Genomic DNA, 13,020 nt, shown 5'->3' on the forward strand with positions numbered 1-13,020 from the left:
ATTGCTCGTTAAACTTGGAAGATATCCTCTTAATATGATTCTTCCTCTCAGAGTTTAAATTAATTTTTTGTACCGGATGTTATTGGTGAAACTTTTACTTCTGATGGTAAACCGAATAAATAGGTTGCGATACAAGAAAAGATAAATGAACCTAACGAACCTAATATGACACTCCAGAAAGCACTATCTATGCCGGTGGGAGAAATAAATGAGGTGAACGCAAAGATACCCATGCCGCCAACGTTATATGCTGTTCCTGAATAGAAGCCGACAATTGCTCCGCCAAGCGCCCCACCAATACAACCGATAATAAATGGGCGTTTTAGTGGTAATGTCACACCGTAAATAGCCGGTTCAGTGATGCCAAAGAGACTTGATATCAGTGCAGTACCTGATAATGTTTTCATATTCTTATCACGTGTACGTAAAAATACCCCCAGAGTTGCACCTGCTTGACCAAATATTGCTGGCTGGAGCAGTGGGGAGAGCATATCTTTTTTCTGGGTCATCATGTTATTGATCATTATTGGGATAAGTCCCCAATGCAGACCGAAAATAACACAAACTTGCCACAATGCGCCCATCAGGAGTCCGGCAATGACCGGGTTTAATTGATAGAAGAAGAGATATCCGGCAGCCAGGCCATTACTAAGCTCTGTTGCTACAGGGCCAATCACTAGAAAAGTTAAAGGAACGGTAATTAACAGGCACAGGAAAGGTGTGGCAAACAGTTTGACGGAGGAATGAAACCAGCTATTAAACTTCTTTTCCAGCAAGCAGCTAAACCATGCTGATAAGATAATGGGAATAACGGTTGAGCTATAATTAATGAAAGAGATAGGAATGCCAAGGAAATTGAGGTGAACAGCAGGAGTCGTTTGCGAAAGTTTAAATGCCTCGGTCATGGTGGGATAGGTTAAGGCGGCTCCGATCACCATAGTAATAAAAGGGTTGCCTCCGAACCGTTTACCTGCGGTATATCCTAATAAAATAGGCATGAAATAGAGCATGGCATCACCGGTAGCGTATAAAATTTTATAGGTCCCGCTATCTATGCTCATCCAATTGAATACATTGGATAAAGCGAGAATGCCTTTAATTAATCCGGCTGCGACCAATACACCTAATAGCGGGGTAAAAATACTGGAAATAATATCAATAGCGACATCAAGAATGCGTTTTAAGCCTCTGGCGTTATCTCGTTTTATCTCTTGTTGTGAAGTTATATTTTGCGCTTCTTCTGCATCATCTTGTAAGTATTTATGATTAATATCATCGTAAACATCCCCTACGTGACTACCGATGACCACCTGATATTGCCCACCACTCTCTACTACGGTAATAATTCCCTTAGTCTGTTTGAGTAATTCGCTATTGGCCAGACTGCTATCTTTAAGTTTAAATCGTAAACGAGTAGCGCAATGGACCAGGCTAGATATATTCTCTTTCCCACCTATTGCGCTGACTATTTTCTCTGCCAGACTTTCGTATCTCATTAGACTTCCCCTTCATTTAATACGCTGAAAACAGCGAAAGATCGAATTTAAGGCAAAAAAAAACCTAACCCATCATCTACAATCGCCCTGGAATAAGGGGATCGTGACGTGATGGATTAGGTTTTGCCCGACGTCAGTCGCAACTAAGTCGGTAACAAGCCTATATCAGTTGGTCAAAAATTAATTACTCCTTGCGATAGTTGCAAGTTATTAAATGTAATTTTGGTAAAAATGTGATACCTATCATAAATATCTTGGGTCAGTGGATATGTTGCTGTGCCGTTGACTTTGTAAAAATAATGCCTTAGCCTGAAAGATAACATAATGAATATAGTGTACAGGAGTGTTACTGATAAGATCAGGCACAACCAGGTCACAAATATATTTCACCTATTTTATAGGCTTAGGTTGGTGCATATAATAGTTTATCCTGTAAGGTATCTCTTTTGTTAACGATAGTAAAACTCATAAATAATAATGTCGTTCTTGCCATTGATGAGAATAATAATGAAATTATTCTAATGGATAAGGGCATAGGCTTTAACAGAAAAAAAGGCGATAGGCTGAATATTCAAGATGTTGCAAAGGTTTTCACTGTTGAAAAGAACGATAGAATTAATCAAATTATTGCGACTATTCCAGTCTCAGTTATAGAGCTAACCGAGAAAATTATCGCATTAGGGAAAGATCTTCTTGGCAAATCTCTCAACGATTCATTACTCATTACTTTGTCAGAGCATTTAAACTTTGCATTTGAGCGTGTGAGTAAAGGATATCAGATTGGTAATGTCTTACAATGGGAGATCCCTCATCTTTACCCGTTGGAATATGAAGTCGGTAAACAGGCACTTATCTATATTAATGGCCAGATTGAAAGATCATTACCGCCGATAGAAGCCTCATTGATTGCTTTGCATTTTGTCAATGCTCAATATGAAGGGCAAACGATGGGAGATACATTAAAATTAACGAATTTGATTAATAAAACGGTTAAGCTCATTCACTACTATTTTCATGTTAACCTTGATACAACGTCGGTGAATTACTCTCGTTTTATTACCCATTTGCGCTATTTCCTGATTAGACAAAATAAAAATGAGCATTCTTCTGCGATTGAGATGGATTTTTCTCTGCAAGAGTTGATAGAAGAAAAGTATTTCAAAAGCTACAACTGTGCAGTTAAACTAATTAAATATCTGAGGGAAAAATACCAATGGAAAGTGCCCGATGATGAATTGATTTATTTAGTCATTCATATAGAACGGGTGGTTAATGATAGTTACAAAAGCAGAGAATTATAAATAAATGGATCGTCAAAATGAGTGTCAATTGCTAATGGTATTAGGTGAGTATATTTATGTGATTTAGATTTTTTTCAGGTAATAGATTAGAGGTGGAGGATAAAATGAGAGATGAAGATTTTGCAAAAGAGATCATTATATTTATTGGCGGAGAAGAAAATATAAATAAAAGTTGGCATTGTGTTACCAGATTGCGTTTTAATATTATAGATGATAGTAAAGTAGATATTTCTGCGATCAGAAAAATGCAGGGGGTTATTGGGGCACATTTTCACAGCGGGCAATTACAAATAATTATTGGTAATAGAGTTGTTGAAATATTTAGTGAAATAATTAAGCAGTTAAAAGAAAATGAAGGAAATAATTATACTCCAAAAAAGGGTTTCATTAGTCATATTCTTGACGTCATTTCAGGCATATTTGTTCCCGTATTGCCGGCAATTGTAGGGGCGGGTTTACTTAAAGGCGGGTTAATTTTTTTCTATATGATGGATTGGGTTTCAGAGCAGAGTAATGAGTATAAGTTATTATATATTCTTTCTGATACACCGCTCTATTTTTTGCCTGTTCTTTTGGCTTTTTCAGCAGCAAGAAAATTTAAAACAAATGAATTTATTGCAGCCACATTAGCGTGTATTTTAATTTATCCAACATTATCTGATCTTGTGAGCAGTTCTGGTGGCGGATATTTCAGTGTATTTGGTATTACTATTCCCGATAATCACTATAGTTATACTGCCATTCCAATTATTTTAGGGGTTTGGTTGCTCAGTTATATTCATCGATGGGTAGATAGGTTTATTCCAACGGTATTGAAAATAGTATTTACACCATTATTGGTTTTATTAATTTCTGCACCTATTTTATTGATTATTGCTGCACCGTTGGGAAATACAATTGGTTTGTATCTTGAAAAGTGGCTTTTAATATTATTTTCCGTGGCTGGACCGTTTGCGGGATTATTGTTAGGTGGATTGATACCTATTTTAGTTATTACTGGGATGCATTATGCCTTTTTGCCAAGTGTTTTTGCTAACTTTAAGTCTCTTGGATACGATTTTATGTTATTACCTATCAGTTTTGCGAGTAATATTGCACAAGCTGGTGCGACATTAGCCGTCGCCATTAAAATTAAAGATAGGCAAATGAAATCATTAGCTTATTCATCTTCATTCTCTGCTTTTTTAGGTGTAACTGAACCTGCAATGTATGGCGTGACGCTTAAATTAAGAAAACCTTTTTATGCTGCATTAATGGGTGGAGCCGTTGGTGGCGCTATTGTGGGTATTTTTTCTGTGAAAATATTTGCTTTTAGTGTACCGGGATTGGTGTCATTACCTTTTTATATGCAAAAAGATAGCAATAACTTTATTTTTATTTTGCTTGGCATTTTTAGTAGTTTCTTAGTGGCATTTATATCCACTTTATTAATGAAATTAGAATCTAATGTTGATTCTATAGTATTAATAAAGCCACGCTTTTCAAAAAAGAAGAAAATCATATTACGTTCTCCGATGACCGGTATAATAGAATCTCTCTCAAGAGTACCTGATGATACTTTTTCTGAAAAAATTATTGGTGATGGTATTGCTATTATTCCTACCGAAGGTGTGGTTCAGTCACCTTTTAATGGCAAGGTTTCAATGATTACTCCGACTGGACATGTTATTGGTTTAATTTCCGATCAAGGAGTGGAGTTATTAATTCATATTGGTATTGAAACGGTAGGTTTGCAAGGCGCAGGATTTAATTTAAAAATTATAGAAGGGCAGAGAGTGGTTGCCGGTGAGGTATTAGTTAATTTTGATCTGGAATTTCTTCAAGAGAATAAAATTCAGATTATATCGCCAATTATCGTCACTAATAGTGAGGAATATCACTCAATAATGCCGACTAAAAGAAAAAGAGTTATTGGATGTAAAGATAATTTGTTGGTTATTAATCGATGTTGATTTGTTTTCCAAGTAATTAGTGTATGTTGATAATATTCTTAATGATTTTTTTGTATTTAAAGATTGCGATATGACCAGTTTTAATACCTGTTAATTATTCATGCTATTTTCTCGTTATTATTGTCTTATTTTATCTTTTCTGTCGAATTCTTAGAAATTATCTAGCTATATAAATTATGAAAAAATATATTTTTCATAATATTAAGTCATATTGAATACTCATATTTTGAGGTGAAAAATTAAACGATCCACATTGACAATTAACCCTAAAAGGGCTACTTTTTATTGTGTAATAATATAAGGTAGCGGAATGGCCGCAGCCTGACATCCCTAAAAAGGAAGAACGATGAGCACTACTGAAATGACTACTGCTGAACTCGAAAAAATCCACGCTGAAATAGCAAAATTAATGGCAGAAACGACAAAGATAAATCGTGAGGCGACGTGGTATCCGATTGTTGTTGCTTCTACTCTTATTGGTGCGGTAGCGACTATCACAACTCTATTGCTCAAATTCATTTAATTGATTGGCCCCGTAAGGGGCTTTGTTCTGGAATACTTATGCGACTGATCGGCAATTATTCTCCTCCTACTACAGAAGATCTCATTAAACTCAAAGAAGAATTAGGTTTCACGGGAGAACAAATGGCCGATTTAGCGGGAGTTTCCGGTAACAATCAATGGAGAAAATACACGGGTGGGAAAATGCCACGTGTTATTTCTCCGCACATTCTATTTTATATAGCAACACAGTTAACACTATCAGAAGATGATTTAAACCGCATTTTGGCTAAGATGCGGGAAATTGGTGCTAATGTAAGATAAATAGGCACGCTCCACTTAACGATTTCCTCTGATTGATAATCTATTTTATTGAGATGTAGATCATCAATAGATCGGTTATAGCGAATTATTCTGGTCATAAAATCGATTTTTTTCGAAACCATAGCTAGAGTACCATTTAAGTCCGATCAGTTTCAGAGGTTAATCATCGTGACAGCAATTATTCGTCAATTCCTGAAATTAGAAGCGGCTGGAGGGCTTCTTCTTATCATCACTGCTATTATTGCGTTGATAATGGCAAACTCGCCATTACAGGGCATTTATCAGCAATTTCTTAATATTTCGGTGGCAGTACAATTCGCTTCACTGGAGATCAATAAGCCTTTGTTGTTGTGGATTAATGACGGCTTGATGGCGGTCTTCTTTTTGATTGTTGGTTTGGAAGTAAAACGGGAACTGTTGGAAGGCTCTTTGGCAGGGCGTGATAAGGCACTATTTCCGGTGATAGCGGCGATAGGTGGTATGGTCGCTCCGGCACTAATATATCTACTCTTTAATGGCAATGATGAGTTTACCCGTCAGGGATGGGCTATTCCTGCGGCAACCGATATTGCTTTTGCCCTGGGGGTGATGGCGCTATTGTCTAAGCGAGTACCAACAGAACTCAAGGTTTTCTTGTTGGCACTCGCGATTATTGATGATCTGGGCGTTATCGTGATTATCGCTCTGTTTTATACCAAAACGGTTTCTCTTGTGGCGCTTGGCTTGTCAGCGGCAATGATTGCTTTGCTGGTTTGGATGAATTGGCGTGGTGTCGAAAAAACATCGGCTTATCTGGCTGTTGGCGCTATCCTTTGGGTTTGCATCTTGAAATCGGGTGTTCATGCAACACTCGCCGGCGTCATTGTTGGTTTTCTGATTCCTCTGCGTGGTCAGAATGGTCATTCACCATCTGAATTACTTGAGCACGGTTTGCATCCTTGGGTGGCGTATCTTATTTTGCCATTATTTGCATTTGCCAATGCCGGTGTAGCCCTGAATGGCGTTACGTTAAATGGTTTGACCGATATATTACCGTTAGGCATTGCTGTGGCTCTGTTTCTTGGTAAGCCATTGGGCATTTTTCTTTTTAGCTATATTTCTATTCAGATCGGATTTGCTAAATTGCCACAGCAGATTAATCTTAAACAGATATTTGCGGTTTCTGTTCTTTGTGGAATTGGCTTTACTATGTCTATCTTTATTTCAGGATTGGCTTTTGAAGGCGTGGATGAATCTTTCAGTGTCTATTCCCGTCTTGGCATTCTGATGGGTTCAACCATCTCTGCGTTTATGGGGTATGGCTTGTTACGAATGGTCTTACCAAAGAAAAAGTGATGGCAGAGTGGTGATAAATTCATTAATTTAGCCAAATGAAGTTCTACATTTTAGAGAAAATTTCTGGACTGACTCATCATTTTTGTCTTTGCGGTACAACAACTAAAATTGTATCGCGGATGCTTTATGTAGTGAAAAAACAGAAAATCACCGGGAGACGGTGGATTAGTCATGTATGGCTGGCGTTGTCGACCAGACGAAGGCGATACATAAGGAAAAACATATGCGGGTGTCACATCTGAATTTTAATCATCTCTATTATTTCTGGCATGTTTGCAAGGAAGGATCTGTGGTTGGGGCGGCAGAAGCGCTTTATCTCACACCTCAAACGATCACAGGACAGATAAAAGCGCTGGAGGAGCGTCTGGGAGGGAAACTGTTCAAACGTCAGGGCAGGGGATTAGTGCCATCAGAGCTAGGGCAGCTTATCTTCCGCTATGCGGATAAGATGTTTATGCTGAGCCAAGAGATGTTGGATATTGTTAACTACAGCCGTGAATCTAATCTTTTATTCGATGTCGGTGTGGCTGATGCACTGTCCAAACGTCTGGTTAGCCAAGTATTGAAAACGGCGGTTGTGGAACATGAGCAGATTCATCTACGTTGTTTTGAATCAACCCATGAATTGTTGCTGGAACAACTCAGTCAGCACAAACTCGATATGATATTGTCTGATTGCCCAGTGGACTCTTCCCAACAGGAAGGGCTGTTCTCGGTAAAACTGGGTGAATGTGATGTGAGTTTCTTCTGCCGACAACCTATCCCGGAAAAACCTTTCCCGGAATGTTTGGAGGAGCGTCGCTTATTGGTTCCAGGGCGTCGCTCTATGTTGGGGCGTAAATTGTTGACTTGGATACGTAATAAAAATCTTCAGGTTGAAGTACTCGGTGAGTTTGATGATGCCGCGTTAATGAAAGCGTTTGGTATGTATCATAATGCGATTTTCGTGGCGCCATCTTTGTATACCAATGATATTTTTGCAGATAATGATATCGCCGAGATTGGGCGGTTGGATGCTGTGCAGGAAGAGTATTATGTGATTTTTGCTGAGCGAATGATTCAACACCCGGCTGTTCAAAGGGTGTGTAATAAAGATTTTTCGGCGTTGTTTAATGTGCTATCTAAGAAGCGTACTTAAAAAATAATTAATAGTAACTGAAAACACAAAAAAACCGGCGTAGGCCGGTTTTTCAGTAACCCAAACGCAAATTATTGCATTGCGTTGATTTGCGCCGTCAGATTAGATTTATGACGTGCTGCTTTGTTTTTGTGGATCAGACCCTTACAGGCGTGACGATCGACAATAGGTTGCATGTCATGAAATGCTTTCTGCGCAGCTTCTTTATCGCCGGTAGCGATAGCAGCATATACCTTCTTGATAAAGGTACGCACCATAGAACGACGACTAGCGTTATGCTTACGACGTTTTTCAGACTGTATGGCGCGTTTCTTAGCTGATTTGATATTAGCCAAGGTCCAACTCCCAAATATATTCTATCGAGGACAATTCAAAGGCCGAGAAATATGCCTGTTCAACCTTCTTTTGTCAATGGATTTGTGCAAATAAGCGCCGTTGTACCGCGGCAACTTGTTTCGTTGTGATGGCGCAGGATTTTATCAGCTTACTTAGTGGGAATACAGTCTTTCACAATAAAAATCTCATTGAATAGTCCAGATAGAAATAAAATGAATATTTTTCGGGATTCCTGCTCGTTTTTGTTGTATGAATCAGGGCTATTGATTTAAATCATCTTATGATGGTGGGTTAACCTTGAGCTTTGTACAAGGTATAATTTGGTAATTTCCAGGGTATTGAGCCAGCTATGGAGCTAATTCGCGGTATACGTAATATCCGGACATGTCACCGCGGTTGCGTGTTGACGATTGGTAATTTTGATGGTGTCCACAGAGGTCATCAGGCACTACTGAAACATTTAAAACGTGAAGGGCAGCGTCTGGGATTACCAGTAATGGTCATGATTTTTGAGCCACAACCTTTGGAGTTTTTTGCTAAGGGTAATGCGCCTGCGCGTCTGACGAGATTGAGGAATAAAGCCAAATATCTCGCCCAATGTGGAGTGGATTATTTATTATGCGTGAAATTTGATAGAAATTTTGCGGCAAATACGCCAGAAGCCTTTGTTTCACGGTTGCTGGTGGAAAAATTGGGTGTTAAGTTTCTCGCTGTAGGAGACGACTTTCGTTTTGGTCAATCTCGCAGTGGTGATTTTGCCTTTTTGCAGCGAGCCGGTGAGTCATACGGCTTTGATGTGACCAGTAGTGAAAGTTTTTGTGATGATGGTTTACGGATTAGCAGTACAGCTATCCGTCAAGCACTGCAAGATGATGATTTGGTATTAGCCGAAACATTATTGGGACATCCATACAGCATTTGTGGCCGGGTCGTTCATGGTAAGCGACTAGGGAGCACTATTGGTTTTCCAACAGCAAATTTGCCGTTAAAACGATTAGTGGTTCCGGTACACGGCGTTTATGTTGTTGAAGTCTATGGTTTGGGAGACCAGCCTTTACCGGGTGTTGCTAATATTGGTACACGTCCAACAGTCTCTGGTCAGGGTCAACAACTTGAAGTACATCTAATTGATACCCAAATGGATCTCTATGGGCGTTATATTGATGTGGTGTTACGTAAAAAATTGCGTAATGAACAGCGGTTTGCTTCCCTTGATGCACTCAAGCAGCAAATTGCGAATGATTTGGTTGCTGCGAAGGAATTTTTTAAGCAGCTACCTGTGTCATGTATCTAGCGGAAAATTGGAATTGAGAATCGAATGAGTGACTATAAAAACACCCTGAATCTGCCAGAAACAGGGTTTCCAATGCGCGGAGATTTAGCAAAGCGCGAACCAGATATGTTAAAACGTTGGTACAAAGATGAGTTGTATCAGGTAATTCGTAAAGCAAAAGCCGGTAAAAAAACATTTATTCTGCATGACGGCCCTCCTTATGCGAATGGCAATATTCATATTGGTCACTCAGTCAATAAGATTCTCAAAGATATTATTATTAAATCTAAAGGAATGGCGGGATATGATTCGCCGTATATTCCTGGTTGGGATTGCCACGGTTTGCCTATTGAGCTTAAGGTTGAGCAGATTATTGGTAAACCGGGGGAAAAATTTTCCGCCGCTGAATTTCGTGCCGAGTGCCGCAAATATGCCAAAGAGCAAATCGAAGGTCAGAAGAAAGACTTTATCCGTCTGGGCATATTAGGTGACTGGGAACGGCCATATTTGACGATGGACTTTAAGACCGAAGCCGACATTATTCGCGCATTGAGCCGTATTATCGCTAATGGTCATTTGTTGAAAGGCGCCAAGCCTGTTCACTGGTGTACCGATTGCCGTTCATCACTGGCCGAAGCAGAGGTTGAGTATTACGACAAAACTTCGCCATCGATTGACGTACGTTTTAATGCGGTTGATGCAGCTACCGTTTGTGAAAAATTTGGTGTGCAGGCACCAGATCAACCGGTTTCTCTGGTTATCTGGACAACCACGCCGTGGACGTTGCCGGCTAACCGAGCGATCGCTTTGCATGCTGAATTTAACTATCAATTAGTACAGATTGAGGGTGAATGCTTGATCCTGGCTGCTGATTTGGTAGAAAGTGTGATGCAGCGTGCGGGTATAACTTCGTGGGCAGTGCTAGGGCATTGTGCGGGTTCCGCGTTGGAGTTATTGCGCTTTAAACATCCATTTATGGGTTTTGATTCACCGGTTGTACTGGGTGATCACGTGACTTTGGATGCGGGTACCGGTGCTGTGCATACCGCCCCAGGTCATGGCCCGGACGACTTTGTTCTCGGTCAGAAATATGATTTGGAAGTTGCAAATCCGGTTGGTCCTAATGGTTGTTATCTACCCGGAACTTATCCTTCTCTGGATGGCACGTTTGTCTTTAAGGCGAATGATGTTGTGGTGAATATCCTGAGTGAAAACAATGCATTGTTGCATTTGGAAAAATTACAGCATAGTTATCCCTGCTGCTGGCGTCACAAGACTCCTATCATTTTCCGTGCCACGCCGCAGTGGTTTGTCAGCATGGATCAAAATGGCCTGCGTAAACAATCGTTGCAAGAGATCAAAGGGGTTCAGTGGATACCGGGTTGGGGTCAGGCCCGTATTGAGGCAATGGTTGAAAACCGTCCTGACTGGTGTATTTCACGTCAACGCACTTGGGGCACGCCGATGTCGCTTTTTGTTCATAAAGAGACGGAAGAGCTTCATCCACGTACTATCGAATTGATGGAAGAAGTTGCAAAACGTGTTGAAGTTGACGGTATTCAGGCGTGGTGGGATCTGGAGCCAGCCGAACTACTAGGTGATGATGCGGCTAACTATGTCAAAATTTTTGATACGTTGGATGTCTGGTTCGATTCGGGATCAACTCACGCATCGGTGGTTGATGCCCGCCCTGAATTTCAGGGTAACGCGGCGGATATCTATCTTGAAGGTTCAGATCAGCATCGTGGCTGGTTTATGTCTTCCCTGATGATCTCAACGGCAATAAAAGGTAAAGCACCTTACCGTCAGGTGTTAACGCATGGTTTCACTGTCGATGGTCAGGGCCGTAAGATGTCTAAATCTATCGGTAATACCATCAGCCCGCAGGATGTCATGGATAAATTAGGGGCAGATATTCTGCGTCTATGGGTTGCTTCTACCGATTATACCGGTGAAATTGCGGTATCCGATGAGATCTTGAAACGCTCTGCTGATGCATATCGTCGTATCCGTAACACGGCGCGTTTCTTGTTGGCAAACCTGAATGGTTTCGATCCTGAACAACATAGCGTTAAACCAGAAGAGATGGCTGTGCTGGATCGTTGGGCTGTGGGGTGTGCTCAAGCGGCGCAGGCGGACATTGTCAAATGTTACGATAAATATGATTTCCACACCGTTGTTCAACGTATGATGCAATTCTGTTCCGTGGAGATGGGATCGTTCTATCTCGATATCATTAAAGACCGTCAATACACCGCTAAGAGCGATAGTCTGGCTCGTCGCAGTTGTCAGACTGCGCTGTATCATATTGTGGAAGCATTGGTTCGCTGGATGGCACCTATCCTCTCCTTTACGGCTGATGAAGTTTGGAATGAGTTGCCTGGCAAACGTGCTCAATATGTATTTACCGAAGAATGGTACGACGGTTTGTTTGGTCTGGCCGCAGGCGAACGAATGAATAATGCTTTCTGGGCTGATTTGTTGGCTGTGCGTGGTGAGGTTAACAAAGTGCTGGAGCAGGCACGTGCAGACAAACATATCCGTAGTTCACTGGAAGCCGCGGTGACGCTGTACGCCGATAATGAGTTGGCGAACAAACTGAATAGCCTTGGAGATGAATTGCGTTTTGTTCTGCTAACATCTCAGGTTGTTGTTGCAGATTATGAACAGGCTGGTGAAGATGCGCAACAAAGCGAAATCGGTAGCCTGAAAATTGTTTTCCGCAAAGCGGATGGCGAAAAATGTCCTCGTTGCTGGCATTACGCTAAAGATGTGGGATTGGTGGCGGAACATGCAGAACTTTGTGGCCGCTGTGTAACTAATGTTGCCGGTAACGGCGAAGAGCGTAAGTTTGCCTGATGAATAAACCCATTTGTTCCACCGGCCTTCGCTGGCTTTGGTTAGTTGTTGTGGTATTGATTTTGGATCTGGGGAGTAAGCAGTTAGTGTTGCAACACTTTCATCTGTATGAATCCGTTCCATTGATACCTTATTTTAATCTGACTTATGCCCAAAATTTTGGGGCGGCTTTCAGTTTCCTTGCAGAGAAAGATGGTTGGCAACGTTGGTTCTTTGCATTCATTGCCGTTGCTATTTCAGTTGTACTGATGGTGATGATGTATCGTGCCAGTGCAAAGAAGAAACTGAGTAATATCGCTTATGCCCTGATTATTGGTGGAGCATTGGGTAATCTGTTTGACCGGTTGGTTCATGGTTTTGTCATCGATTTTATTGATTTTTATGTCGGTGATTGGCACTTTCCAACTTTTAATATCGCCGATATGGCGATATGTCTCGGGGCTGGATTGGTTATCATTGATAGCTTTCTAAGCCCGGATGAAAAGACCATCAAAGTGGGATAAGT

The 13,020-nt window shown here is 40.7% G+C and carries 11 protein-coding genes; 9 read left to right on the plus strand and 2 right to left on the minus strand.

Translation table 11 applies throughout. The features are described from left to right. Positions 1–59 precede the first annotated feature (59 nt). A complete protein-coding gene (locus tag SLS51_RS13250; protein WP_323839147.1) occupies positions 60–1,496 on the minus strand; it encodes a PTS transporter subunit EIIC in 1,437 nt (478 codons plus the stop codon). A 446-nt stretch (positions 1,497–1,942) separates the two neighbouring features. Here SLS51_RS13250 and SLS51_RS13255 point away from each other — a divergent pair, with 446 nt between their 5' ends. From SLS51_RS13255 to nhaR, 6 genes are all read left to right on the plus strand, one after another. Continuing rightward, positions 1,943–2,797, plus strand: coding sequence for a PRD domain-containing protein (locus SLS51_RS13255; RefSeq protein WP_323839149.1), 855 nt, complete (start codon positions 1,943–1,945; stop codon positions 2,795–2,797). Positions 2,798–2,901: 104 nt separating this feature from the next. Then, complete coding sequence (locus tag SLS51_RS13260) at positions 2,902–4,749, plus strand: beta-glucoside-specific PTS transporter subunit IIABC (protein WP_323839151.1); 1,848 nt, start codon at positions 2,902–2,904, stop codon at positions 4,747–4,749. Positions 4,750–5,095: 346 nt separating this feature from the next. Continuing rightward, on the plus strand, positions 5,096–5,272 hold the full coding sequence (locus SLS51_RS13265; protein ID WP_158536510.1) for a hypothetical protein: 177 nt from the start codon (positions 5,096–5,098) through the stop codon (positions 5,270–5,272). A 38-nt stretch (positions 5,273–5,310) separates the two neighbouring features. Continuing rightward, positions 5,311–5,574, plus strand: coding sequence for a helix-turn-helix domain-containing protein (locus tag SLS51_RS13270; RefSeq protein WP_113041529.1), 264 nt, complete (start codon positions 5,311–5,313; stop codon positions 5,572–5,574). A 168-nt stretch (positions 5,575–5,742) separates the two neighbouring features. Beyond that, positions 5,743–6,909 (plus strand): Na+/H+ antiporter NhaA, encoded by a 1,167-nt coding sequence (nhaA, locus tag SLS51_RS13275; RefSeq protein WP_323839155.1) that lies wholly within the window; start codon positions 5,743–5,745, stop codon positions 6,907–6,909. A 223-nt stretch (positions 6,910–7,132) separates the two neighbouring features. Continuing rightward, positions 7,133–8,047, plus strand: a complete 915-nt coding sequence (gene nhaR / locus SLS51_RS13280) for a transcriptional activator NhaR (RefSeq protein WP_323839227.1) — start codon at positions 7,133–7,135, stop codon at positions 8,045–8,047. Between the two features lie 71 nt (positions 8,048–8,118). Here the strand turns inward: nhaR and rpsT are convergent, their stop codons facing one another. Next, positions 8,119–8,382, minus strand: a complete 264-nt coding sequence (rpsT, locus tag SLS51_RS13285; RefSeq protein WP_011144968.1) for a 30S ribosomal protein S20 — start codon at positions 8,380–8,382, stop codon at positions 8,119–8,121. A 350-nt stretch (positions 8,383–8,732) separates the two neighbouring features. Between rpsT and ribF the strand changes: the two genes are divergently transcribed. The 3 genes from ribF to lspA are packed head-to-tail and all read left to right on the plus strand — an operon-like array spanning position 8,733 to position 13,018. Next, positions 8,733–9,677, plus strand: a complete 945-nt coding sequence (gene ribF / locus SLS51_RS13290; RefSeq protein WP_323839157.1) for a bifunctional riboflavin kinase/FAD synthetase — start codon at positions 8,733–8,735, stop codon at positions 9,675–9,677. Positions 9,678–9,701: 24 nt separating this feature from the next. Further along, complete coding sequence (gene ileS, locus SLS51_RS13295) at positions 9,702–12,515, plus strand: isoleucine--tRNA ligase (RefSeq protein WP_323839159.1); 2,814 nt, start codon at positions 9,702–9,704, stop codon at positions 12,513–12,515. Beyond that, positions 12,515–13,018 (plus strand): signal peptidase II, encoded by a 504-nt coding sequence (gene lspA, locus SLS51_RS13300; protein WP_323839161.1) that lies wholly within the window; start codon positions 12,515–12,517, stop codon positions 13,016–13,018. The genes ileS and lspA overlap by 1 nt, the downstream gene beginning before the upstream one ends. The last annotated feature ends 2 nt before the right edge of the window (positions 13,019–13,020 follow it).

The organism is Photorhabdus africana (assembly GCF_035181445.1).
Lineage (GTDB): Bacteria > Pseudomonadota > Gammaproteobacteria > Enterobacterales > Enterobacteriaceae > Photorhabdus > Photorhabdus laumondii.